Genomic DNA, 22785 nt, shown 5'->3' on the forward strand with positions numbered 1-22785 from the left:
CATGCAGGACGCGTCCTCCGAGTCCCGTGCCGCGCTCGAGCGCCTCCGGGACGCCTCGGCGCCCCGTCCCGACGACGACGCGACGCGTGCCCCCGCCGAGCGCCCCCGCCGCGCCCTGGCCGCGCCCGGGGAGATCTCCCGCCGCGATCTGCGCCGTCACGAGCGCGCCCTGCGCTCGGGCCGACCCGAGACCGCCGCCGAGCGCCGCGTGCGCGAGGACCGCCGCGCGGACGTGCACCGCGCCATGGACCGACTGCGCACCCCGGGCGCTCCCGCCCAGCAGCGCCCACGCCGCGACCTCAGCGAGATCCTGGACCGCCTCGGCAGCCCGGACCTCGCCCGTTTCACCGACCCACTCGTCGGCACGGTCGAGCGCATCCTCCCCGCCCCGGGGCGGGACCCGGAGAAGGCCGCGGAGGCCGCACGCCGCCGCACTGCGGCCGAGGAGCGCCGGCGGGCCCGCCTGCGAGCCGGCCGGGAGCGCGCCGCCGAGGCCGCCCGTCGCCGGGCCGCCGAGCACGAGCGGCCCGTCGCCGAGGCCGCCGCCGCGGCCCAGGCCCGCGACGCCGCCCGGGCCCGCGACGCCGCAGCCCTCCAGGCCCGCCTCGACGAGGAGGCCCGCCGGGCCCAGGCCGCGCGGGTGGCCCGCCGCCGCCGCGAGGAGGAGAAGCAGCGCCGTCGGCGTGACGCCGAGCGGCGCCGTCGGGTGGCGGCCGAGGAGAAGGCCCGTGCCGCCGCCGAGGCGGAGGCCCGCCGACAGGAGCGGGAGGAACGGCGCCGCCGGGAGGCGGAGGTCGCCGCCGAGCGCGCCCGCGTGCAGGCGGAGCGGCGGGCCCGCGAGGAGGCCGCGCTCGCCGAGCGGGAGCGGCTCCGGCTCGAGGCGGAGGCGGAGGCGGAGCGCCGTCGGCAGGAGGCCGAGGCCGAACGCGTCGAGGCCGAGCGGCGCCGTCGGGCCGAGGAGGCCGAGCGGCGCCGTCGCGAGGCGGAGGAGGCCGCCCGCCTCGAGGCCGAGCGACGTCGTCGCCAGGCCGCCCGCGTCCGCGCCCACACCGTGCTGCACGCCGAACGCGCCCTCGCCCAGGCCCGGCTCCTCGAGGACCGCGCCCGGGAGGCCGAGCGCCGTGCGGCGGAGGACGCCGCCCGCCGCCGTCGCGAGCACGAGGAGCGGGAGTCCCGCGCGCTCGCCCGGGCCGCGCGCGAGCTCGAGGGCCCCGAGGTCTTCCCGGCCGCCGCCGACCGGCCGCTGCTGTCCGACCCGGAGGAGCGGCTCACCGATGAGGAGCTCTTCGCCCGGGCCCGGGTGGCCCTGCCCGAGTGGCGGCGGCGGCAGCGGCTCTCCACGAAGGCGCAGGCCGTCCGGGCCGAGGCCACCGCCCACTCCTCGGCGGGGCCGGTCACGGGCGCCCTGCCCCTGATCCCCGGCTACACCCCCGCGCCGCCCGAGGAGCCGGCCGGCTCACCGACCGCTGCGGACCGACGCGGCCAGGCGCTGCTGACCGTCGTGTGGGCGCTGTTCGTGCTCTCCGGTGCGTGGGGCCTCGGTCTGGCCGGCCGCGTCCCGGGGCTCGCCGCGCTCGACGCCGGCGCCTACCCGCTCACCGCCGACGGCCGACACGGCCCCGACGCGAGCGTGTTCGGGCTGTCCCCGCTGCACCCGGCGATCTGGCCGGTGCTGTGGCTGCTGACCGGCATGTACGTGCTGCGGCAGTGGGGGCGGGGCCAGGGCGCGTCGCCGCGGCACCGCCGCATCCGGGGCGCGATCGCGGGGGCCCTGCTGGCGCTGGCGCTGTGGTTCCCCCTGGCCGTCCTGGCCCCCGGGGGCCTCGACGTCGTCCCGTGGCTGCTCGCCCTCGTCCTCATGCTCCGTGTGGTCCGGCGGCTCGGCGCACGCCCGGCGGCCCGCCGCGTCGCACGGGTGGCCGAGGACGGCGCGCTCGGCGTGCTGCTGGGCACCCTCCTCGCCGGCGCACCCACCGCGGTGGGCGCCGCCCTCCACGCCTGGGGTGTGCACGTCGGCTGGTTCCCGACCGAGCTGCTCGCCCTGCTGGTGCTGGTGGCCCTGCTGCTGGCGGCCCTGCGCCTCGTGCTCGGGGGGCGCGGCCGCATGGGTGTGGCCCTGGGCATGGCCTGGACCCTGCTCTGCCTCGCCCTGCCCCGCCTGCTGCCCAGCCCGCTCGGGGCGCAGCAGAGCGTGTGGGTGGGTCTCGCGGCCGCCTTCGGGGCGCTGCTGCTGGTCACCGCCGCGGCCGTGCGCCGCTCCTGGGCCCGCCAGATCGAGCGCGACGCCGCCCGCCGGCCGCACCCGGCCGGCGCCTGAGCCCGGCCCCGTTCAGCGCCCGAGCCCAGCGGGCACCGGGACCCACCGGCCGCCGTCGCGCCGGAGCACGTCCAGCCGGCCCGTCACGGCGACGCCGGACACCGCCTCCGCCATCCGCCGCGCCACCTCGGCGGCCTCGGCGTCCTCGCCGGCCCGGTGCGAGCCGGGCACCGTGAAGCGCAGCACGATCCGCGGGACGCGCGCGACGACCTCGATGTCCTTGGCCGCGAGCACGTGCGTGGCCTGGACGGCGGCCTCGGCCAGGTCCATGACCTCTTCGGGCCGGTGGCCGGGCAGGAGGTCGCCGATCTGCAGGCGGGCGCGGTAGGAGGGCATGGGCCCAGGGTAGGGGTGGACGCAGCAGCGGTGACGACTTCTCTCGTCGCACGGGCCGGCCCGCCCTTCCGCCCGCGGCGGACGCGAGCCCTCCCGTGTCCGGACCCGCTCGTAGGGTGGGGTGCATGACTCAGACCGCCACCCCGCAGACCGACGCCCCCGCCGTGCCCGCGATCTTCGAACCGATCGAGATCAACGGCGTGCGCGTGCGCAACCGCCTGATCCTGCCGCCGATGTGCCAGTACTCGTGCGAGGCGCGCGACGGCGTCCCCCACGGCTGGCACTTCCAGCACCTGGGCGCCCGCGCGGCCGGCGGCTTCGGGATCGTGGTGGCCGAGGCCACCGCCGTCACCCCCGAGGGACGCATCTCCGCGTGGGACACCGGCCTGTGGAACGACGAGCAGCGGGACGCGTGGGCGCCGATCGCCGAGTTCATCGCCTCCCAGGGCGCCCTGCCCGCCATCCAGCTCGGTCACGCCGGCGCCAAGGCCTCGACCGTCCCCATGCACCCGGGCGCGCCCGCCGGGCAGCCGATCCTCGAGGGCCCCGACTCCTGGGAGACCCTCTCCCCCTCCGGCGTGGCCACCAACTCCATGGAGATCCGCACCCACGCGATGCGGGTGGACGAGATCCGGGAGACCGTCCAGGCCTTCGCCGACGCCGCCGAGCGCGCCGACCGTGCCGGCTTCGGCGCCGTGCAGCTGCACGCCGCCCACGGCTACCTCATCCACCAGTTCCTCTCGCCGCTGACCAACACCCGGACCGACGAGTACGGCGGGGACTTCGAGGGCCGCACCCGCTTCCTCAAGGAGGTCGTGGCGGCCGTGCGCGAGGTGTGGCCCGCGGACAAGGTCCTCGGCATCCGCATCTCCGGCTCGGACTGGGTCGAGGGCGGCTGGAGCATCGAGGAGACCGTCCGCCTGGCGCAGGAGCTGCAGGGGCAGGTGCACTGGTTCGACCTGTCCTCCGCGGGCATCGGGGACACCTACGAGGGCCCTCAGGGCCCGGGCTATCAGGTGCCGCTGGCCACCGCCGTGAAGGAGGGCACCGAGGGGATCGTGGTGTCCGCCGTCGGCTCGCTGACCGGCGCCGAGGAGGTCGCGGCCGTGGTGGACGAGGACCGCGCCGACGCCGTCTGCGTGGGCCGCGCCGCCCTGGCGAACCCGAACTGGCCGACCGCGGCCGCCCTCGCCCTCGACGTCCCTTCGGAGCAGGTGCCGATGGCCCGGCAGTACTTCCGCGCCAAGTGGTGAGCGGAACACGCGGGACCCGGTGTGCCCCCGGCGCGGAACTCCGGTAGAACAGAACCATGAGCGTGCGCACCCCCGACCCGAATCCGGGCTGGCTGTCCGACGAGGACCTCTACGAGGCCCGGCGTCGGCTGCCCATGGTGTATGTGGAGGCCATCCCGGTGCGGTTGGACTCCCTCGGCTACGTCACCGAGATCGGCCTGCTCTACGTGGCGGACGAGACCGGCACGTTCCAGCGGACGTTCGTCTCCGGCCGCGTCCAGTACCGGGAGACCATCCGCGCCGCGCTGATGCGCCACCTGGAGAAGGACCTCGGCCCGCTCGCGTTCCCGCAGCTGCCGCCGTCGGTGGTCCCCTGCACCGTCGCCGAGTACTTCCCGGCGCCGTCCGAGACCGGGCTGACGGACGACCGCCAGCACGCCGTGGCCCTGGTCTACGTGGTGCCGGTGACGGGTGAGTGCCAGCCGCGCCAGAACGCGCTCGAGCTGACGTGGCTCACCCCCGAGGAGGCCCTCGGCGAGGACATCCAGGCCGAGTTCATCGGTGGCCGCGGGGACCTGGTGCGCCAGGCCCTCGCCCACGTGGGATGGGGGCGCTGAGCATGGCACCGGTCGTCGGCGGCTACCTCCGCCATCTGAAGTCCCAGGACGTGCAGCCCGGGGACAGCTTCCTGACCCGCCGCGGCGAGCCCGCCCCGCCCGTGGCCTCGACCCGGGTGATGCGGGACGACTTCGGCACCCCCGCGCTCGTGATCGCCACCCTCGAGGGCGGCCGGGAGGTCAAGATCGCGCACGGCTCCGTGATCCGGGTCCGCACGGACCGCCCGGAGGAGCGCAGGGCCGTCCCGGACACCACCTTCTCCCCCGTGGACGCGGGGTCCCCCGAGGAGCGGATCGTCGCCGTCGGCAAGCGCCACCTCGAGGACACCGAGCTGACCGCCACCGCGGCCCGGCTCTCGCACGGGTTGAACCTGCGCTCCGGCTCCCAGCTGGAGGACGTGTTCGGCATGGCCGAGCGGCTCTACCTGCTGCACGAGGACACCGAGGGCACGCTCGCCACCCTGGGCCTGCTGACGAACCTGCCGTGGGACGGGGCCGTGGGGCGGTGGAAGTCCATCCAGGCCGCGCTGTCCCTGGCGTCGCTGATCCTGCGCGAGGAGGGCGAGCACATCGCCGCCGCCAACCTCGGTCGGCGCCTGCTCGAGGCGGACGAGGTCCCCTCCGAGCCGGGCCGGGCGGCCCGGGTGCTCGAGGTGCGCCAGCGTCAGCTCAACGAGCCGCCGCTCTACGACCGGGAGATCTCCCGCGCCCTGCAGGCCCGCGACGCCGAGGCCGAGTATCAGTGGCGCCGCGCCCGGTTCGACCAGCTGCTCTACCTGCGCGCCCGCGGCGGCTCGAAGACGCTCACGGACGCGGACCTGGATTCCCGGATCGCCCGTGAGCTCGGCACGCTGCGCACCCTCGCCGACGAGCTCGAGGCGAAGGCCGCCACGCGCCGGTGACACGCCCTCCGGGGTCCGACTCGTGTGGCGCACCTCACTCTCCAGCCCCTGTCGGGGCTGTGCTCCCGGCATGACCGGCCCCGCACCCGCCCAGCTCCGCCCCCTCCGCGCCACGGGCACGCCCGCCGTCCTGGCGGCCTTCCACGCGGGCACCGTCGGCATGGCCGACCCCGCAGAGGTCACCGACGACGCCTCCGCCCGCGCCTACGTCGACGGACTGGTCCAGGCGGAGGGGACGGACGCCGTCGCCGTGGTGGAGCGCGGGACGGACACGCTGATCGGCCTGGTCGCCGTCGTGCGCGACGAGGCGCACGGCACCGGCGCGCTCACCGCCTGGCTGCATCAGGGCTGGCGCGGGGACGCGATCATGTCGCGTGCGGCGACCACCGTGACGGACGCCGAGCTGGCCGAGGGCGGCCTCGAGCGGATCGAACTGGCCCACCGGGCGGACAGCCCGACGGCGGGGGCCGTCGCCCGGGCCGCTGGGCTCCGTCACGAAGGCACGCAGCGCGGCCGCCTCCGCACGGGCGGGCGGCGGCTCGACGTGCACCTCTACGGCCGGCTGGCCGCGGACCCGCTGCCCGAGGAACGCGTCCGTCCCCTGCCGTGGGCCTCCGACGCCCGCCCCTGGGCCGACCGCTGACCGCGACCCGCCCCCGACGACGCCCCGCGACGCCGTCACGCCCTCCCGGCCCGATGCCCCGCTAGTCTGCCGAGATGACCACCCCGACCGGCGCCATCCCGAGCCCGCATCCGCGGCCGTTCCTCCTCGTCCAGACGCGCCCCGAAGACGACGCCGCGGCCGCCGAGGTCGAGGCCGTCCAGCGACTGGGCGGCTATCCGGAGGGCCGGCTGCGGGTGCTGCGCCTGGACCGCGTCGTGCAGCGCCCGGACGTGGCCACGCACGGCCTGGACTGGGAGGCGGAGCTCGCGGACGTCGCCGCCGTGATCCTGCCCGGCAGCCCGTTCACGGGCTCCGATCCCGAGGAGACCAAGTCCCCCGTGCAGCGCGCCGTGGAGGCGGAGCTGGGCCGGATGCTCGACGTCGTCCGGCGCCGCGACCTGCCGTTCCTCGGCTGCTGCTACGGCGTCGGCACGCTGGGCCGGCACGCCGGCGGCGTCGTGGACAACGCGTACGGCGAATCGGCCGCGCCCGTCGAGGTCACGCTCACCGACGAGGGTGTCGCGGATCCGGTGCTGGCCGGGGTGCCGCGCACGTTCGCGGCGTACGTGGGCCACAAGGAGGCGATGAGCGCGCTGCCGCCCGGCGCGGTGCTGCTCGCCGCGGGCGCCGACTGTCCCGTGCAGATGTTCCGGCTCGGCACCCGCCAGTACGCCACCCAGTTCCACCCGGAGCTGGACCAGGCCGGGATCCTCGAGCGCCTCGAGATCTACCGCGACCACGGGTACTTCGCCCCGGGCGAGTACGAGCCCACGGTGGCGGGGCTGGCCGCCGTCGATCCCGAGCACCCGCGCCGGATCCTGGCGAACTTCCGCACGCTGTTCGGGTGAGCCCGCCCGGCCCACCCCGTAGCGTGGCCGCATGGACACGCACCGCGCCACCGCTTCCCTGCCCTGGATCGACGGCCCCGCCGTGCGCGCCGCCCTGAGCCCGCGCGCCGCCGTCGACGCGCTGGAGGCGGCCCTCGCCGCCGGCCTGGACCCGGAGGCCGACGCCCCCCGCACCCGCGTGTCCACCGCCGCCGGGCAGCTGCTGCAGATGCCCTCGACGCGCGGGAGCGAGGTCGGCACCAAGCTGCTCACCCTCACGCCGGACAACCCGGAGCGCGGACTGCCGGTCATCCAGGGCGTCTACGTGCTGTTCGGCGCCCCGGGCACCCCCGGCCAGGCACCGCGGGCCGTGCTGGACGGCGTCGAGCTGACGGGCCTGCGCACCTCCGCGGTGTCCGCGCTCGGGGTGCGGCTGCTCGCGGACGCCTCGCCCCGGCACCTGGTCGTGGTCGGCACGGGCGTGCAGGCGTGGGAGCACGCGCTCACCTTCCAGGACGTGTTCGGGCTGGAACGGGTGTCCGTGGTGGGCCGCGACGCCGACCGGGCCGCCGCCCTGGCCGCGCGCATCGAAGCGGAGCTGGGCGTGACCGCGAGCACCGCGGACTCGGAAGCCGTGGCGGAGGCGGACGTCGTGGTGACGTGCACGGCCGCGACGGCCCCGCTGTTCGACGGGACGCTCGTGCCGGAGCACGCGACGGTCGTGGCCATGGGCTCGCACACCACGGACGCCCGCGAGACCGACGACGCCCTGGCCCGCCGCGCGACCGTGGCGGTGGAGTCGCGGGACTCGGCCGCCCGCGAGGCCGGGGACGTGACCCTCGCGGTGGCCTCCGGGGCCCTGGCCGGGATCGAGGACACGGTGACGCTGGCCGAGCTCGTGGCCGGGACCGCGCGTCGGCGGGAGGGTGAGCCCGCCCTGTTCGTCACCACCGGCATGCCCTGGCAGGACCTGGTGGTGGCGAGCGCGGTGGCGCGGGTGGTGCTGGGCTGAGCCGGGGCGGCCGGGTCCGGCTGCCGGACCGAGGGCGTGTCCCGGCGACTGACGGCGAGGAGGACGAGGGCGCCGGCGAGCCCGACCAGATTTCTCGCCACGAGCGGGGTGAGGCCGGCCTCCGCGGTGTCGGCCCAGTCGAGCACACCCCGTCTGGATAGAGTGACTCGCGCCACCCTCTTCACTGCAAGGCAGGACACATGATCGACGCACCCCTCGCCCAGCTCGCTGAGACGTACGCCCGTGACGTGCGGCTCGCCTCCACGAGCGGGGTCTCCGCCGAGCCGGAGGCGCAGCTGACGGTCCCGGTCTCCGAGTTCCTGCGCGCGTTCTCCTCCGTCACCGGGATTGGGGACCTCAGCCTGCTGCGAGAGGCCCAGCTCGACGGCGTGCGCCCGGACTTCGCCGCCCTGATCGACGGTCGCCCCTGCGGATGGGTGGAACTCAAGGCACCCGGCCACACGGTCATCGGAGAGAAGTGGCGCGGCCGGGAGAAGGGCCAGTGGGACCTGCTCTCCCAGCTGGACGCGCTGCTCGTCTCGAACGGAGACGAGATCGCCCTCTATGTCTCCGGCTCCCTTGTGGACACCGCGTTCCTGCCCGTCGACGGCGTCGCAGGCTGGGACGCGGACCGCCTGCGCACCGTCCTGGAACAGTTCACCCTGGCCCAGCCCCGGCCGATCACCCGAGTGAGCCAGCTCGCGGACCGCCTGGCCCCGCTGGCCCGCTTCCTTCGAGAGCGCCTCCAGGAAGGCCTGTCCAACAACTACCGCTCGGTGCGGGAGGCGAAGGCGGCCTGGGACCACACGGTGCACCACACAACCACGGACGCCCAGTTCGCCGGCGACGTCGCCCAGGTGGTGGCCTACTCCATGGCCATCGCCGGTCTCTCCGGCCAAGCGGACCGGAACGCCGACGGCGTGGTGACGCTTGAGGAGGCCAAGCACGCCCTGGAGACGGCCCACCGCAATGTTCTGGCGGCGTCCCTCGGACCGATCATCGGCATCCCGGCGCTCATGGAGTACATCGCCCCGGAGGTCGGGGCCATCATGCGGCTGGTGTCCAGCATGGACGTGGCCGCCATCGAGCGCTCCACGGACTCCCGTGGTGAGCCGTGGCTGTGGTTCTACGAGGACTTCCTCCAGCGCTACAACCCGGCCGCCCGTAACCGCGCGGGTGTCTACTACACGCCGATCAGTGTGGTGCAGTGCCAGGTGCGCGTGGTGGACGCGCTGCTGCGGGAACGTTTCGGTCAGACCCTGGGCTTCGGCGCCCCCTCGGTGGTGACGCTGGACCCCGCGACGGGCTCCGGCACCTACCCGCTGGCGGTCATCGACCGCGCGGAGGCAGCGGCCCGGGAGGAACGCGGCCCGGCGGGGGTGGCCCAGGTGGCCAAGAACCTCACGAAGAACCTGCTGGCCTTCGAGCTGCTGCCCGGCCCATACTCGGTGGCGCACCTGCGCATCGGCCAGCGGCTCGCTGAGGCGCAGGGTCACGCCTTCCAGGCGGAGGAGATCGGCGTGTACCTGACGGACACCCTGGAGGACCCCTCGGCGGGCATGGAGGCGGGACTGTTCGGCGACGCGCGGGTCCTCGCCGAGGCCGCCGAGGCGGCCCGCCAGATCAAGCGGGACCGGCGCATCACCGTGGCCATCGGCAACCCGCCCTATGACCGGGTGACCTCCGGCACCGGCGGCTGGGTGGAGCACGGGGACGGCGAGGACGCGCTGTTCGACGACGTGATCGGCCCCGCCCAGGAGCAGGGAGTGATCTTCTCCGCCCAGGCCTCGCTGTACAACCTGTACGTGTATTTCTGGCGGTGGGCCATCTGGAAGGCGTTCCAGCAGGACCCCGGGGACCAGGCGATCATCTCCTTCATCACGGCATCCTCGTGGTTGACCGGCCCGGCCTTTGTGGGTCTGCGCGATCTGGCCCGTCGGACGGCCAGTGAGATCTGGGTGATGGACCTTGGCGGCGAGGGCCGCGGGGCCCGCCAGGAGGAGAACGTCTTCGACATCCAGACCCCGGTGGCAATCGTGACCTTGGTGCGCACCGGTGAGGCTGCCCGGGAAGCATCCGTGTACTACCGGCGCTTCCGGGGCACGCGCGCGGAGAAGTTCGCGGCCCTGGACGCGGTGGCCCGGTTGGATCCCAGCGACGCCCTATGGGAGCGCCTGCCCGGTGGGGCGGGCGACCCCTTGGCACCGGCCAGCGGCGGGGAGGACTGGGCGGCCATGCCCGCCCTGGCAGACCTCTTCCCCTGGCAGCAGCCGGGGATCCAATTCAGCCGCGCGTGGCCTGTGGCACCCGATCCAGACACCCTCCGTCGTCGCTGGCAGGAACTCCTACGAGAAACCGACGCTGAAGTTCGCGCCCACAAGTATGTGACGTCCCGATGGGGGAGAAACATTCATACCGTAGTTCAGGGAATGGACCCCATCAGCGCCCTGGCTCCCTCAGCATCCCATGCGCCCATTGTGAGATTGGGATGGCGTTCCTTCGACCGCCAGTGGACTTTCGACGACCCGCGGCTCGCTAAGACCGATAGCCCCTCGCTGTGGCAGTCCTGGTCTACCCGTCAGGTGTACATGGTGTCTCCTCGCTCGTCGAGGATCAGTGGAGGACCCGCCGTCTACGCGTCTGCTTATGTGCCCGATCTGAATTCTTATTTCGGGTCCGGTGGCGGCAAGGACGTCATCCCGCTCTACCGGGATGCTGAAGCCACTCAGCCCAACGTCACCGGCGGGCTGCTCCCGCTGCTGGGGGAGCGCTACAGGCAGGAGGTCACACCGGAGGACCTGGCCGCCTATGTCATGGGCGTCGCCGGCCACGACGCCTACGTCCAGCGGTTCGACGAAGCCCTGGAGGGCAGCCCCGTCCGCGTGCCGCTGACTGCCGACCCTGACCTGTTCACCCGTGCCGTGAAGCTGGGTGAACGTCTGTTGTGGCTGCAGACCTACGGGGAGCGGTTCACTGGTGTAGGCCGTCCCGCCGGCCGCGTACCCCGCATTCCTGGCCTGGGTTGGGAAGCCCCCGTGACGGCCTTGCCTGCCTCCCCGCGGGCCGTGTCCTACAACCCTGCGACCCAGCGGCTGACGGTGGGGGACGGCGTCGTCACCGGCGTGAGCCCGGAGGTCAGGGCCTTCGCCGTGTCCGGCATGAACGTCCTGGACAAGTGGCTCGGCGCCCGGACGGCCACCGGCATCGGCCGCGCCGCCGGCAAGGCAGCCACCCCGCTGGACCGTATCCGCCCCATCGAGTGGGCAGACGAGTGGAACGACGAGCTGCTCGATCTGCTCCGAGTGCTGACCGAGACCGTGTCACTGGGCGGCGACCAGGCAGACCTCTTGGACGAGATCCTCGCCGGAGACCTGATCCCGGCGAACGAACTCCCCGAACCGACCCCGACCGAACGGAAGGTTCCCAAGACGATCAAGCGGGACTTCTCCACTGCGCAGGAGGAGATGTTCTGATGGACGCTGCGAACGTCATCGCCCTCGTGGTCTCCGTGTTGGCGCTCCTGGCCGCGGCATGGTCCGCCGTGGAGTCGTGGCGGTTGCGCCAGATCGAGAAGGGCCGCGACGAGCGGCAGGACCTGCGCGAAAAGCAGGAACAGGCACGCCAGGTCGCCGCGTGGATGTGCGTCGCCGCCCGGATCAATGACGAGTTCGGCGCCCCACCCACGCGGCGCTGGTTCCTCGCCGTGGAGAACTCCTCCCAGGTCCCGGTCTACGGGGCACGGGCCACGGTGGCGTCGAAGTATCCCGTTCCCGATCTCACCGCCGCCATGCTGCCTCCAGGACGCACCTACTTCGAACTGAGCAAGAACGAGTGGGGCTACGGCGTCCAGGCGGATGAACTGGACGTGGTCCCCCGGCCGCTGACCAACGCCGAACGGTTCCGGGTGACCGCCTTCACCTTCACCGACGCCGCTGGCGACCGCTGGTCCCGCGACCACCAGGGTCGGCTCTCAGCGACAAGTGGGAAAGAGTCTGAAGCGACTGATTGAGGGACAGGCAGGCAAGGGACCTGGACCAGCTCCATGCACAGCTCCGAGCCGACCACCCGCAGGCGGTGCCGGAGCAGCTCGAGTTCCATGGCCTGCGGTGTTTAACGGCAAGGACGACTGGACTGCCGCCCCCGTCGGCGTCCGCGCATGGGCCAGCCAACGCGCCGTCGAACTCATCGCCGCGCACACCCCGTGGTTCGGCTTCCAGGGTGTCGACGTCGACAGGCTGCGTCAGCGGCCTGGATGGGAAGACGCCAAACCGCACATCGTGGTGTCCGCTCAGCTCTTGAACCGCGTGCACCGGAGGACGTCCCTGCGTGCGGACGGCCTCCTGGTGATCGCCGATGACCACCACCTCCGCGATGACAGCCGTCTGACCTACCGACGCATGCGAGCCGCCTCGGTCCAGGGCCTCTCCGACGGAGCACTCGACCACCTGTTGGACACGATGTACTTCGGCCCTTCGAACCAGAGCCGCCTGCTGCAGGCCGTGGACGTCCTGACGTACTTCGAGCAGCGCCGCCGCCATGTCACTGAGCGCCACCGCGATGCCGTTCGCCGAATGAACGCCATCGGCCGATCGCTGAACAAGATCCGTCAGCACTCTTACGTCTGGACCCCTTGAACGCAGACACACGAAACCCCCGCTCGAAGGCGGGGGTCCGGTTGGACGGAAGACGCCGAAGCGCGTCCCGTGATGTCCAGTGTACTCGCCTCTGAGGACTCCCGACAGGGACATCCCGTTCGGGACCACGCCGCTCCACCCCGCCTCCCTGCTTGGACGCCCCCACTACCCTGGATCCCATGCCCGACACCCCGCAGCCCCCCGCCGTTCCCGCGCACCCGGACCACTTCGGCTTCGAGGTGACCCACCGCCTGGAGACCCCCGGGCACGACGGCGCCCCGCTGGGCCGCACGGGCGTCATCACCACGCCGCACGGGCGGATCCAGACGCCGGCGTTCATCCCCGTCGCGACGCAGGCCTCGGTCAAGGCGGTGCTGCCCGAGTCCATGGCGGAGCTCGGCGCGCAGGCGCTGCTGGCCAACGCGTATCACCTGTACCTGCAGCCCGGTGACGACCTCCTGGACGAGGCCGGCGGCCTCGGCGCGTTCATGAACTGGCCCGGGCCGACCTTCACGGACTCGGGCGGCTTCCAGGTGATGAGCCTCGGCTCGGGCTTCAAGAAGGTCATCGACATGAAGGGCCCCGGCGCGCCCGAGGGGCAGGGCGTCGACGACGCCGTCGCCCCCGGCAAGGAGCGCCTGGCCAACGTCGACGACGACGGCGTCTGGTTCAAGTCCCACCTCACCGGGGACCGACACCGGTTCACCCCCGAGGTGTCCGTGGGCATCCAGCACAACCTCGGCGCGGACATCATGTTCGCCTTCGACGAGCTGACCACCCTGCACAACTCCCGCGGCTACCAGGAGGAGGCGCTCGAGCGCACCCGCCGATGGGCCCAGCGCTGCCTCGACGAGCACGCCCGCCTCACCGGGGTCCGCGCGGCGCGGCCGTACCAGGCGCTGTTCGGCGTGATCCAGGGGGCCCAGTACGAGGACCTGCGCCGCAAGGCCTGCCGCGACCTCGCGGCGATGCGGGCCGAGTTCCCGGCCGCGGGGGAGCTCGACGGCGTGACCTCCGGCTTCGACGGCTATGGCGTCGGCGGGGCCCTGGAGAAGGAGATCCTCGGGACCATCGTGGGCTGGTGCGCGCAGGAGCTGCCCGAGGACAAGCCGCGCCACCTGCTGGGCATCTCCGAACCCGATGACCTGTTCACCGCCGTCGAGAACGGCGCCGACACCTTCGACTGCGTCTCCCCCACCCGTGTGGCCCGCACCGGCGCGTTCTACACCCGCGACGGGCGCTACAACCTGCCCGGGGCGAAGTACCGCCGCGACTTCGGCCCGCTGGACCCCGAGTGCGACTGCTATACGTGCGCCCACTACTCCCGCGCGTACCTGCGGCACCTGTTCAAGGCGAAGGAGATGGTGGCGCACACGCTCCTCTCCATCCACAACGAGCGGTTCACGGTCTCGCTCGTGGACCGGATCCGTGCGGCCATGCAGGACGGCACGCTCGCCGAGCTCAAGGCCGAGACCCTCGGCCGGTACTACGCCCCGAAGGGCTGAGGGGCGCTGGGTGCGCCGGCACGCTGCGGGGGGGAGCCAGCACGCTGCGACGGGCGCGAGCCAGACGTTTCTGCTGTTCTGAGGGGGCTGTCACGACCGATTCGTCTGGCTCGGCGCCGCTCGGACGCGTGGAAGACGTGAGCCAGACGATTCAGCGGCTCCTGCACAGGGCCGCGGGCGCAGCTCGCCCTCCACGGCCCTCGCGGTCGCGGCGCCGGGTCCGCTGGTGGAAGGGGAGGCTGGCGGCATGGTCGCCCCTCCTCCGCACCACGACGCCGCCCTCAGCCCCGTCTTCCCGGTCGCCGCGGGGCTGCAGGCCGGTCTGACGGCCTCGCAGCTGCGCGGCCCCCGGTTCGACGCCCCGCACCACGGGCTGCGGCACACCGCCGGGGGTCAGCCCTCACTGGCCGACGTCGTCCGCGCCCTCCAGCGGACGAACCCCGGCACCGCGGCCACCCACGCCACCGCCGCTCGCCTCTGGGAGATGTGGCTGCCGCGGCAGTGGGAGCGCGGCCCCATCCATCTGGGGCGCACGCGGGCCGAGGGCGGGGCGCCGCGCCGCAGCGGCGTCGTCGGGCATGAACTGCACCCGCAGGACCCCGTGCTGGTGCGTGCCCGGGTGCGACTCACGACGCCGGCCGCCACCTGGGCGGCGCTGGCGCAGCTGGGTCTGCCGTTGGCCGACGTCGTCGCCGCCGGGGACAGCCTGCTGCAACGGGCTGACGGCCCGGCGGGCCGGCGTCGTCCCGGCGAGCATCCGCGGTGCACCGTGCGTGATCTGGAGGCGGAGGTGCTGCGGGTGCGCGGGAGGCGAGGGACGCGGACCCTGCGAGCGGCCCTGCCGCTGCTCAGGAACGGCGCGGATTCGAGGGCCGAGACGCTCCTCCGACTGGCGCTGACCGACGCGGGTGTGCCGGAGCCGGAGGTGAATCCGCTGCTGGTGCTGAGCGACGGGTCCACCGTCCGGCCGGACCTGGTGTGGCGGGAGGCCCGCGTCTGCGTGCAGTACGAGGGCGATCATCACCGAACGGACCCGCAGCAGTGGCGCCGCGACATCGAGCGCGACCGCCGGATGCAGGCCGAGGGGTGGATCGTGCTGCGCGTGACCGCCAGCGTCGTCACCCAGCGCGGCCTCGACGCCCTGCTGCGCGACCTCGCCGCCCACCTGCGGCTCCCTCTGCCTGCGTGAGCCAGACGAATCGGCCGCCGAGCCAGACGAATCGGCGGCAGGGGGGCGTGCGTACCAGCAGAAATCTCTGGCTCACGCCGCCGCCCCCGCTCGCGTCATCTCACACGAACGCACCGACCCCCGTGATCTCGCGGCCGATGATCAGCCCCTGCACGGTCTCGGTGCCCTCGTAGGTGTGGATCGCCTCGATGTCCGCGAAGTGGCGGGCCACCTCGTTCTGGATGAGGATGCCGTTGCCACCGAGCAGGTCGCGCGCGTTCGCGGCGATGGACCGCGCGGCGCGCGTCGCCGAGTACTTGGCCAGGGACGCCATCGGCCCGGTGAGCCGGCCCTCGTCCTCGAGCCGGGTCGCACGCAGCACGAGCAGCTGCACCTGGGTGAGCTGGGAGAGCATCTCGGCCAGGCGGGTCTGCACGCTCTGGGCGGCGGCCAGCGGCCGGCCGAACTGGATGCGCTGCCCCGCGTACTGCACCGCCGCCTCGTAGCAGCCCACGGCCTTCCCGAGGGCGGACCACGCGACGCCCACGCGCGTGGCGAAGAGGACGCGGGAGGTGTCCTTGAAGGAGCGGGCCTCGGGCAGGACGTCGGCGTCGGGCACGAAGACGCCGTCGAGGGTGATGTGGGCCTGGTCGATGGCCCGCAGCGCGACCTTGCCCTTGATGACCTCGGCCGTGTAGCCCTCGGACTCCTGGCGCACGATGAACCCGCGGACCTTCTCGTCCTCGGCGCTGCGCGCCCACACCACGGTCACGCCGCCGGCGGCCCCGTTGCCGATCCACTTCTTGTGCCCGTGCAGCCGCCAGCCGCCGTCGACGCGCTCGGCGCGGGTCTCCAGCGAGACGGAGTCGGAGCCGTGGGTCGGCTCCGTGAGCGCGAAGGCGCCGTAGAGCTCGCCGCGCGCCATGGCCGGCAGGTGCTCGGCACGCTGCTCCTCGCTGCCGCACAGCTGGATCGAGCGCATGGCCAGACCGCCCTGCACGCCCGTCATCGTGGCGATCGAGCCGTCCAGGCGCGAGAGCTCCATCATGGCCAGGCCCGCTGCAACGCGGGAGACGTCGGGCAGCCCGTCCACGGGGACGCCGTCGCGCAGCAGGTCGGCCTGCCCCAGGCGGGCCACGAGGTCCAGCGGGTACTCGTGGCGGTCCCACGCCTCCCGGATCCGGGGCAGCACGTCCGGCTCGAGCGCGAAGGCGCGGGCCCGACGCCACACATCCTTCTCGGCGTCGGAGACGTCCGCGAGCGCGAGGTAGAAGTCGGTGTCCAGCGGCGTGGCGACGTCGTACTCGGGCTCGACGGTGGGCAGGGTCTCGGTCATGGTGGCCTCCCGGGCGGGGTCGGAGAGATGGGTGTGTCCGCCATCACCCTACACCAACTGACACGCCATCTCACAGAATCAGACGCAGTCTCACCTCCTCTCCGCGCCCGTGGCACCATGGCCCGCATGACGACGCCCGCCGAGGACACCCTCACCGCCCTGATCCACCTGCTGGACCGCGAGGGCTACGACGCCGTCACGGCCGACCAGCTCGCCCGCCAGGCCGGCATGAGCCGGGCCAGCTTCTTCCGCCACCTCGGCGGGAAGGAGGAGGTGGTCTTCGCCGACCACGCGGCGCTGCTCGCCCGCCTGGACGACTTCCTGCGCGGCACCTCCCTCGGCGTGCGGGAGGCCCTGGAGGAGGCGGTCCTCCAGGTCTTCCGGCATCACACCGCCGATCCGGACCGGGCCCGGGCGCGCTCCCGCCTGCTGCGCGGCTCCCAGGCGCTGCGCACGCGCGAGCTGCTCACCTCGCACCGCTACACGGAGCTGTTCTCCGGCTGGCTCGCCACGGCCCTGCCGGACACGCCCGCGCGCGGCGGGGTCGCCGTCGGGCTGGCGGCGGCCGTGGTGGCCGTCCACAACCGCGCCCTGCGGGCGTGGCTCCACGCCCCGGCCGACGACGCCGAGGCCGGCCTGCGCGCGGACCTCGCGGAGGTCATCGCGCGGCTCACGGCCGAGCCGGCCGAGGCCGAACGAACGCTCGCCGCCGTGCGCCGACTCGTGGGCTGACGCCCCGCCCTCAGCGGCCGGCGACCTGCGCGTTCTCCGCCCCGAACGCGGGCGGGTAGCGGAACTCGCCGGCCGGCACCTCCGCGCCGTCCTGGAGCGTGAGGATCTGCAGCGCCTCGGGTTGACGCGCGAAGGCCGCGTGCACGCCGTGCTCGGAGGCCCGGTGGAAGCCGAACTTCGCGTAGTACTCGGGCCAGCCGTAGACCACCACGACCTCCTCGCCGTCGGCCTGGGCCTTCTGGAGCAGGGCGTTGACGAGCGCGGTGCCGGCGCCCTCGCCCTGGTGCTCGGGCAGGACGCCGTGCGGGGCGAGGGCGATCACCTCGGCGTGGTCGATGTGGGCCCGGACCAGGGTGCCGTAGCCCATCGGGTCCGACTGCAGGTCCGTGCCGGGGATCGCGGCGGTCATGGCCACGAGGGAGTACTGGGGCAGCCAGCCCTCCGCGCCGCCGGCGAGCGCCTCGACGAGGTCGGCCTCGGCCGTGGACGCGAAGGCGAGCTCGGCGATCTGGCGGACGGCGCGGCGGTCGGCCGGATCGTCGTGATCGGCCTCGCGGGTGGACCAGCGGTGGCCGAGATCCTGGCCGGCAGGGACGTGGGCGGTGCGGTGGCCGGGGGTCTGGGTGCTGTTCTGCTCGGCGCTCATGCGCTCACCGTAGCCAGGGTGTGACCCCGGATACAGAGACGGCGCCCTGCGTCACGCTCGTGACGCGGGCGCCGTCGCCTCCTCCGGCCGGGGGCGGGCTCAGTCGATCTGCAGCTCGCCCATCGGGCCGAAGCCCTCCGCACCGACCTGCTCGGAGATGATCTGGGGCGTGCTCGCCAGCAGCGGGCGCATCGCGTCCAGGCCCTCCTGGAAGTGCGGGGACGCGACGTGGGCCTGCGCACCCTCGTCCGTGAACCCCTCGAGCAGGAAGTACTCGTTCGGGCCGCCTTCCACCGGGCGGTACCACTCGAAGAACAGGTTGCCGGGCTCGGAGCGCACGTCCGCGGTGTACTTCGCGACGGCGTCCATCCACTCGTCGGCACGCTCGGGCTGGACGGTGAACTTCAGGTTGATGAGGATCATGCCGTCCATTCTGGTCCACCCGGCACGGCCGCGGCACGGCCTCGCGTCCGCCGCGCGCGGAACCGCCGGGCCAGCAGCCACAGGCCCACGACGACGGCGACCACCAGCACGGCGACCAGCACCGGCAGGAACAGCGCGGCCGCGACGAGGCCGGCCGCCGAGACGTCCTCGGCGCCGACGCCGGAGGCGAACACGATGCCGCCGGCCGAGGTGGCCAGGCCCGTGCCGGTGAGGAACTCGAGCACGTCCGTCCCCGTCCTTCGCGGGTCGCTCGGGGCGCCCGGGCGGACGCTCCGGGTCCGAGGACCCTCGTTCCCCGGTGAACACCGCCGGCCGTCGGGCGCTTCCCGTCCGGGGTCGGTCCTACCATGGGCGCATGCCCCAGACCGCTCACTCCCCCCAGCACTCCGCCTCCGCCCCCGCGCTCGCCCTGACCATCGCCGGGTCCGAGGCCACCGGCGGCGCCGGCGCCCAGGCCGACCTCAAGACGTTCCAGGAACTCGGCGTCTTCGGCATCGTGGCGCTGACCTGCATCGTCTCCTTCGACCCGGAGGACGACTGGAACCACCGCTTCTTCCCCGTGCCCACCGAGATCCTCCAGCAGCAGCTCGACGCCATCCAGGGTGACTACCCGGAGCGGCTGCGCACCGTGAAGCTGGGCATGCAGGGCTCCCCGGAGGTCATCCGCACCTCGGCCGCGGCCCTGCGCCGCGCCGCGTGGGACCACGTGGTCCTGGACCCCGTGCTCATCTGCAAGGGCCAGGAGCCGGGCCACGCCCTGGACACGGACCAGGCGCTCAAGGCCGAGCTGCTGCCGCTGGCCACGTTCACCACCCCGAACCACTTCGAGACGGAGCAGCTCTCCGGCATGACCGTGCGCTCGGTCGAGGACCTGACGGCGGCCGCTCGGCGCATCCACGAGATCTCCGGCGCGGCCGTGCTGGCCAAGGGCGGGATGCACCTGCCCGGCCCGGACGCCGTGGACGTGTTCGTGGACGGGGACACCGTGGAGGTGCTCTCCGCCCCGAAGATCGGCCAGTCCGGCGTCTCCGGTGCGGGCTGCTCGCTCGCCGCGGCCGTCACCGCCGAGCTGGCCAAGGGCGCCACCACGCTCGAGGCCGCGCGCCGCGCCAAGGAGTTCGTGGGAGCCGGCATCGCGCAGGCGGTGGAGGGCCGCACGCCGTTCGCCGCCCTGTGGCAGGGCGGCCTGCGCTCCGCCTGAGCGCGCACGTGGGCCGCTGACTCGTCCTGAGCCGGGCGGTGCGCCACACTGGGGGCATGAAGCTCCCCTCCCCCGCCCCTTCCGCCCCCGGCGAGGTCCACCACTCGGCGTCGTCCGTTCCCGTCGACGACGCGGAGGCCGTCGTCCCCGCGCTGCGCCAGCGCGCCCTCGCCCCGGGCGGCCGGCTCTACGGGCTGGCGGCGGCGGCCGCGGTCGGCGGGCTCACCCTGTTGGATCCGCACGCCCGCCGAGGGCGCGAGCGCCGGGCCCTCGCAGAGCTCGAGGCCGCCGTCAGCGGCACGTTCCTCGCGGCCGAGACCGCCGGCGCCCTCCACACCGCCGCGATCGCCGACGGCGAGGTGGCCCCCTCCCCCGCCGCGCGTGCCCTGCGCGGGCTCGGCGGACTGGCCGTCGGCGGCGCGGTCGCGGCGGTCGCGCTGCGTGCCACCGGCCTGAACGACCGGATCGACGGCGCCGTGGTGCGCGGGCTCCAGCGGGTCGGCGTCCCCGCCCCGCGCGTCGCGCTGGCCGCAGCGGCCTCCCTGGCGATGCTGCTGGCCAACGAGGACGCCCGCCGGACCCGCCGCGACGCCGTCGAACTCGCCGTCACCGGACCCGCCGGCCTGGACGAGGACCCGGTCGACGAGGTCGAGCCGGAGGCCACCGCCGAGCTGCCGGTCGAGGTGCGCGTGCTGCTCGAGACCCTGCTCGACCCGGCGCTGGCCGAGGGCCGGGACCTGCCCGGGGCTGAGGCGCTGCGCTCCCAGCTGCCGCACGCGCGCACCGTCACCTCGGTGGCCGAGGCCATCCGTGAAGCCGGCGAGGTCCCGGACTGGGTGCCGCTCGTCGTCCAGACCGACGATGACATCCGTCGCGCGGTGCCGAACGACTGCGTCTGGCCCGTCCGCGGCCGCTTCGCCTCCGGCTCCGCCGGAGGACACGAACTCGAGCTGCGCCTGCAGGTGATCGACGGGGAGATCGGCGCCCTGACGGTGACCCTGCCCGCGGACGCCGAGGCGGACAGCGACGCCTGGGACGCGTTCCAGGAGATCGAGTCCTTCCCCGGCGTCGAGGACCTGACCTTCCACGTGGACGGCGACCGGCGCGCCTGACCGGGAACTCTCCCGGGGCCCGTCCAGCCCGGCCCACTACAGTGGGGACCCGCCCGACGTCGTCGATCCCCCTCCCGGAGAGTTCCCGCCATGACCACCCCCGCCCCGGTCGCGTCCGCCGCCCGTGCCCGTCGCCGCGCGGCCCGTTCCGGCCCCCGCCCGCAGCTGCGCATGGGACTGAACGGGTTCCTCGTGGCCTGGCTGCTGCCCAACCTCGTGATGGCCGCCGTGGTGGCGATCCTGGCCGTGGTCCCGGGGCTGCAGGCCTTCGGCAGCCTGACACCGCTGCTGACGGTGGTCGGGGTCGCCGGGCTGGTGGTGGGGCTGCCGCTGTGCCTGCTCGTGAACTGGGCGTTCCGGCACGTGCTCAACCAGTGGGTCCACGTGCTGGCGTACGCGCTGATCGGCATGCTCTACGGCCTGGTGGTGCTCACGCAGGGCGCTGCGGGCATCCTGCCGATGCTCATCCCGGTGATCGGCTTCCCGGCCGCCGTGCTCATGGCCCTGGGCCGGACGGCGGCCCGTCCCCTCGTCCGCACGGTCACCCCGGAGCCGTCGCCCGCCGAGCCGGCCTGAGCACGCCCGACAACGAAAAGGACGATGGCCGGATGGCCATCGTCCTTCTCGGAACCGCGTCCGGGGCCCGCATCCCCTCAGGCATGTATCCCGGCTCGTGATTCGCACTGTGCACCGTCTCAATGGGGCATGACCCACTCTAGGAGGGACGACGGCGCCCCCGACAGTGGCGGAAGGTGCAGACTTTCGGGCCCTGATGTGATGCAGGTCACATGGGTCTGGTCCGCCGCTGCGACGGCGTCGGCCTCGTCAGACGGACCTGGGGAGCACCGCGCGCACCCGCCACCCCCAGCCCCCCGGCCCGGCCTCGATCGTGCCGCCGAAGGTGGCCACGCGATCCCGCATGGAGTTCAGGCCCACACCGGAGGAGTTCCACTGCGGCGGGCCGGACCGCTCGGTGACGGTGTTCTCCACCTCGAGCACCACGTCCGGCCCCGCGTCGCGGAGTTCGATGCACACGCGCGCGCCCTCGCCGGCGTGCTTGGCGACGTTCGTGGTGGCCTCCTGGAGCACCCGGTGCAGGGTGGAGCGCACGGAGATCGGCATCGCGTTCTGGTCGCAGCGGACGTCCGTCTCCACCGTCATTCCGAGACTGCGCAGCTCCTCGGCCAGTTGGGCCACGGACAGCACCGGATCCGCGGACGTCGCCCCGTCCGCGCCCCCCGCGGCGCCCGGCTCACCGCTCGGGTCCACGATCCCGTCCTCCTGGAGGATGGAGAGCATGCGCCGCAGGTCCCGCAGCGCGTCCTTCGCGGAGTCGCCCACCACGTCCAGCACGCCCTGAGCCGCCTCCGGAGTGCCGAGGTAGCGTGCCGTCCGGGCCTGCATCGAGATGATCGTGAGGTTGTGCGCGACCACGTCGTGCAGATCGCGGGCCAGGGAGCGACGCTCGGCCTCGGCGGCCAGCCGGGCCCGCTCCTCCGCCTCGAACACCCGGCGGCGATCCCGCTCCCGCCGGGCCAGGCTCTCGCGGATGAAGAGTCCGCCGCCGAGGCCCATGGACATGAGCAGCAGGATGAACCACGTCGCGTTCGCCTGACCCACCGCGAACGGCTGGGCGACGCCCCAGGTCAGCGCCAGGACGGCGGCCGTGACGACGAACCCCCAGGAACGGGCGGTCGCCGCGACGGCCCCGAGGACCACGGGCGCGACGACGGCGAAGAGCACCTCGGAACCGCCGACGACGGTCGCGACGGCCCCGGGCAGGAGCAGGGCGAAGCCCACCGTGCTGCGCCACCACTGGGCGAGGAAGGCGCTGGTCACCGACGCGATGGCGATCCCGTCCAGGACCGGGATGACGCCGTGGCCCGGGCCGAACAGACCGATGTCGGACGCGGTCGAGGCGAGCAGGAACGCCGACCCGAAGGCGAGATAGACGCGGCTCAGCGGCGCCGCGGCCCAGAACGCGCGCCACCGCAGGCTGCGCGCCTGACGCCACGCCGAAGAGCGGCGCGCCCGGGAGGGCGCGCCGCTCCGGACGGAGGGGGTCGATGGGCTCGAATCAGGCATCGGGGGCGGACCGCC

The 22785-nt window shown here is 74.0% G+C and carries 22 protein-coding genes; 16 read left to right on the forward strand and 6 right to left on the reverse strand.

Features of this window, described 5'->3' with window-relative positions; all coding sequences use genetic code 11:
* Nucleotide 1 precedes the first annotated feature (1 nt).
* Complete coding sequence (locus SOY78_RS11065) at nucleotides 2–2317, forward strand: hypothetical protein (protein ID WP_324701580.1); 2316 nt, start codon at nucleotides 2–4, stop codon at nucleotides 2315–2317.
* Nucleotides 2318–2329: 12 nt separating this feature from the next.
* On the opposite strand, the gene SOY78_RS11070 is transcribed toward SOY78_RS11065, so the two are convergent.
* Nucleotides 2330–2653: a hypothetical protein gene (locus tag SOY78_RS11070; RefSeq protein ID WP_036339857.1), complete on the reverse strand. Its 324-nt coding sequence runs from the start codon at nucleotides 2651–2653 to the stop codon at nucleotides 2330–2332.
* 125 nt (nucleotides 2654–2778) lie between these two features.
* On the opposite strand from SOY78_RS11070, the gene SOY78_RS11075 reads away from it, so the two are divergent.
* The 11 genes from SOY78_RS11075 to SOY78_RS11125 all read left to right on the forward strand — a co-directional run bounded on the left by SOY78_RS11075 (nucleotide 2779) and on the right by SOY78_RS11125 (nucleotide 15235).
* Nucleotides 2779–3906: an NADH:flavin oxidoreductase/NADH oxidase gene (locus tag SOY78_RS11075; protein ID WP_036339859.1), complete on the forward strand. Its 1128-nt coding sequence runs from the start codon at nucleotides 2779–2781 to the stop codon at nucleotides 3904–3906.
* Between the two features lie 56 nt (nucleotides 3907–3962).
* Complete coding sequence (locus tag SOY78_RS11080; protein ID WP_036316089.1) at nucleotides 3963–4502, forward strand: NUDIX hydrolase family protein; 540 nt, start codon at nucleotides 3963–3965, stop codon at nucleotides 4500–4502.
* 2 nt (nucleotides 4503–4504) lie between these two features.
* Complete coding sequence (locus SOY78_RS11085; RefSeq protein WP_231119456.1) at nucleotides 4505–5404, forward strand: DUF6707 family protein; 900 nt, start codon at nucleotides 4505–4507, stop codon at nucleotides 5402–5404.
* 70 nt (nucleotides 5405–5474) lie between these two features.
* Entirely contained in the window at nucleotides 5475–6047 is a 573-nt protein-coding gene (locus tag SOY78_RS11090) for a GNAT family N-acetyltransferase (RefSeq protein WP_095347335.1), read from the forward strand.
* Nucleotides 6048–6121: 74 nt separating this feature from the next.
* Nucleotides 6122–6916, forward strand: coding sequence for a glutamine amidotransferase (locus tag SOY78_RS11095; protein WP_095347334.1), 795 nt, complete (start codon nucleotides 6122–6124; stop codon nucleotides 6914–6916).
* A 31-nt stretch (nucleotides 6917–6947) separates the two neighbouring features.
* Nucleotides 6948–7907: an ornithine cyclodeaminase family protein gene (locus SOY78_RS11100; RefSeq protein WP_216880294.1), complete on the forward strand. Its 960-nt coding sequence runs from the start codon at nucleotides 6948–6950 to the stop codon at nucleotides 7905–7907.
* 200 nt (nucleotides 7908–8107) lie between these two features.
* Complete coding sequence (locus SOY78_RS11105) at nucleotides 8108–11380, forward strand: type ISP restriction/modification enzyme (RefSeq protein WP_324701581.1); 3273 nt, start codon at nucleotides 8108–8110, stop codon at nucleotides 11378–11380.
* Nucleotides 11380–11916, forward strand: a complete 537-nt coding sequence (locus tag SOY78_RS11110; protein WP_036316098.1) for a hypothetical protein — start codon at nucleotides 11380–11382, stop codon at nucleotides 11914–11916. Before SOY78_RS11105 ends, SOY78_RS11110 begins: the two co-directional genes overlap by 1 nt.
* 97 nt (nucleotides 11917–12013) lie before the next feature.
* Nucleotides 12014–12541, forward strand: coding sequence for a DUF3800 domain-containing protein (locus SOY78_RS11115; RefSeq protein ID WP_012750724.1), 528 nt, complete (start codon nucleotides 12014–12016; stop codon nucleotides 12539–12541).
* Nucleotides 12542–12720: 179 nt separating this feature from the next.
* Nucleotides 12721–14046, forward strand: coding sequence for a tRNA guanosine(34) transglycosylase Tgt (tgt, locus tag SOY78_RS11120; RefSeq protein ID WP_216880295.1), 1326 nt, complete (start codon nucleotides 12721–12723; stop codon nucleotides 14044–14046).
* 247 nt (nucleotides 14047–14293) lie between these two features.
* Complete coding sequence (locus SOY78_RS11125; protein WP_324701582.1) at nucleotides 14294–15235, forward strand: endonuclease domain-containing protein; 942 nt, start codon at nucleotides 14294–14296, stop codon at nucleotides 15233–15235.
* Between the two features lie 100 nt (nucleotides 15236–15335).
* Here SOY78_RS11125 and SOY78_RS11130 read toward each other — a convergent pair whose 3' ends face one another.
* Nucleotides 15336–16550, reverse strand: coding sequence for an acyl-CoA dehydrogenase family protein (locus tag SOY78_RS11130; protein WP_100057905.1), 1215 nt, complete (start codon nucleotides 16548–16550; stop codon nucleotides 15336–15338).
* A gap of 126 nt (nucleotides 16551–16676) precedes the next feature.
* Between SOY78_RS11130 and SOY78_RS11135 the strand changes: the two genes are divergently transcribed.
* Nucleotides 16677–17282 carry a TetR/AcrR family transcriptional regulator gene (locus tag SOY78_RS11135; protein WP_036341145.1) on the forward strand — a complete coding sequence of 202 codons (606 nt, stop codon included), beginning with the start codon at nucleotides 16677–16679 and terminating at the stop codon, nucleotides 17280–17282.
* A 10-nt stretch (nucleotides 17283–17292) separates the two neighbouring features.
* On the opposite strand, the gene SOY78_RS11140 is transcribed toward SOY78_RS11135, so the two are convergent.
* The 3 genes from SOY78_RS11140 to SOY78_RS11150 form a co-directional block, all read right to left on the reverse strand.
* Entirely contained in the window at nucleotides 17293–17928 is a 636-nt protein-coding gene (locus SOY78_RS11140; protein WP_002856702.1) for a GNAT family N-acetyltransferase, read from the reverse strand.
* Nucleotides 17929–18027: 99 nt separating this feature from the next.
* Nucleotides 18028–18351, reverse strand: coding sequence for a putative quinol monooxygenase (locus SOY78_RS11145; protein WP_010079505.1), 324 nt, complete (start codon nucleotides 18349–18351; stop codon nucleotides 18028–18030).
* Nucleotides 18348–18596 (reverse strand): DUF4126 domain-containing protein, encoded by a 249-nt coding sequence (locus SOY78_RS11150; RefSeq protein ID WP_324701583.1) that lies wholly within the window; start codon nucleotides 18594–18596, stop codon nucleotides 18348–18350. The genes SOY78_RS11145 and SOY78_RS11150 overlap by 4 nt, the downstream gene beginning before the upstream one ends.
* Nucleotides 18597–18727: 131 nt before the next feature.
* Here SOY78_RS11150 and SOY78_RS11155 point away from each other — a divergent pair, with 131 nt between their 5' ends.
* The 3 genes from SOY78_RS11155 to SOY78_RS11165 all read left to right on the forward strand — a co-directional run bounded on the left by SOY78_RS11155 (nucleotide 18728) and on the right by SOY78_RS11165 (nucleotide 21261).
* Nucleotides 18728–19573, forward strand: a complete 846-nt coding sequence (locus SOY78_RS11155) for a hydroxymethylpyrimidine/phosphomethylpyrimidine kinase (protein ID WP_216880298.1) — start codon at nucleotides 18728–18730, stop codon at nucleotides 19571–19573.
* 56 nt (nucleotides 19574–19629) lie between these two features.
* A complete protein-coding gene (locus SOY78_RS11160) occupies nucleotides 19630–20685 on the forward strand; it encodes a hypothetical protein (RefSeq protein WP_216880299.1) in 1056 nt (351 codons plus the stop codon).
* A gap of 90 nt (nucleotides 20686–20775) precedes the next feature.
* Nucleotides 20776–21261, forward strand: a complete 486-nt coding sequence (locus SOY78_RS11165) for a hypothetical protein (RefSeq protein WP_020624818.1) — start codon at nucleotides 20776–20778, stop codon at nucleotides 21259–21261.
* 249 nt (nucleotides 21262–21510) lie between these two features.
* Here SOY78_RS11165 and SOY78_RS11170 read toward each other — a convergent pair whose 3' ends face one another.
* Entirely contained in the window at nucleotides 21511–22770 is a 1260-nt protein-coding gene (locus SOY78_RS11170) for a sensor histidine kinase (protein WP_216880300.1), read from the reverse strand.
* Between the last annotated feature and the right edge of the window lie 15 nt (nucleotides 22771–22785).

The organism is Micrococcus sp. HOU01, assembly GCF_035609305.1.
Taxonomy (GTDB): domain Bacteria; phylum Actinomycetota; class Actinomycetes; order Actinomycetales; family Micrococcaceae; genus Micrococcus; species Micrococcus luteus.

Bases quoted from the DNA above. Each gene is read 5' to 3' on its own strand.
- SOY78_RS11170 (WP_216880300.1), bottom strand. From the start codon at position 22,770: ATGCCTGATTCGAGCCCATCGACCCCCTCCGTCCGGAGCGGCGCGCCC.
- SOY78_RS11110 (WP_036316098.1), top strand. From the start codon at position 11,380: ATGGACGCTGCGAACGTCATCGCCCTCGTGGTCTCCGTGTTGGCGCTC.
- SOY78_RS11095 (WP_095347334.1), top strand. From the start codon at position 6,122: ATGACCACCCCGACCGGCGCCATCCCGAGCCCGCATCCGCGGCCGTTC.
- SOY78_RS11125 (WP_324701582.1), top strand. From the start codon at position 14,294: ATGGTCGCCCCTCCTCCGCACCACGACGCCGCCCTCAGCCCCGTCTTC.
- SOY78_RS11140 (WP_002856702.1), bottom strand. From the start codon at position 17,928: ATGAGCGCCGAGCAGAACAGCACCCAGACCCCCGGCCACCGCACCGCC.
- SOY78_RS11080 (WP_036316089.1), top strand. From the start codon at position 3,963: ATGAGCGTGCGCACCCCCGACCCGAATCCGGGCTGGCTGTCCGACGAG.
- SOY78_RS11065 (WP_324701580.1), top strand. From the start codon at position 2: ATGCAGGACGCGTCCTCCGAGTCCCGTGCCGCGCTCGAGCGCCTCCGG.
- SOY78_RS11085 (WP_231119456.1), top strand. From the start codon at position 4,505: ATGGCACCGGTCGTCGGCGGCTACCTCCGCCATCTGAAGTCCCAGGAC.
- SOY78_RS11145 (WP_010079505.1), bottom strand. From the start codon at position 18,351: ATGATCCTCATCAACCTGAAGTTCACCGTCCAGCCCGAGCGTGCCGAC.
- SOY78_RS11100 (WP_216880294.1), top strand. From the start codon at position 6,948: ATGGACACGCACCGCGCCACCGCTTCCCTGCCCTGGATCGACGGCCCC.
- SOY78_RS11070 (WP_036339857.1), bottom strand. From the start codon at position 2,653: ATGCCCTCCTACCGCGCCCGCCTGCAGATCGGCGACCTCCTGCCCGGC.
- SOY78_RS11135 (WP_036341145.1), top strand. From the start codon at position 16,677: ATGACGACGCCCGCCGAGGACACCCTCACCGCCCTGATCCACCTGCTG.
- SOY78_RS11165 (WP_020624818.1), top strand. From the start codon at position 20,776: ATGACCACCCCCGCCCCGGTCGCGTCCGCCGCCCGTGCCCGTCGCCGC.
- SOY78_RS11075 (WP_036339859.1), top strand. From the start codon at position 2,779: ATGACTCAGACCGCCACCCCGCAGACCGACGCCCCCGCCGTGCCCGCG.
- SOY78_RS11155 (WP_216880298.1), top strand. From the start codon at position 18,728: ATGCCCCAGACCGCTCACTCCCCCCAGCACTCCGCCTCCGCCCCCGCG.
- SOY78_RS11090 (WP_095347335.1), top strand. From the start codon at position 5,475: ATGACCGGCCCCGCACCCGCCCAGCTCCGCCCCCTCCGCGCCACGGGC.
- SOY78_RS11160 (WP_216880299.1), top strand. From the start codon at position 19,630: ATGAAGCTCCCCTCCCCCGCCCCTTCCGCCCCCGGCGAGGTCCACCAC.
- SOY78_RS11130 (WP_100057905.1), bottom strand. From the start codon at position 16,550: ATGACCGAGACCCTGCCCACCGTCGAGCCCGAGTACGACGTCGCCACG.
- tgt (WP_216880295.1), top strand. From the start codon at position 12,721: ATGCCCGACACCCCGCAGCCCCCCGCCGTTCCCGCGCACCCGGACCAC.
- SOY78_RS11105 (WP_324701581.1), top strand. From the start codon at position 8,108: ATGATCGACGCACCCCTCGCCCAGCTCGCTGAGACGTACGCCCGTGAC.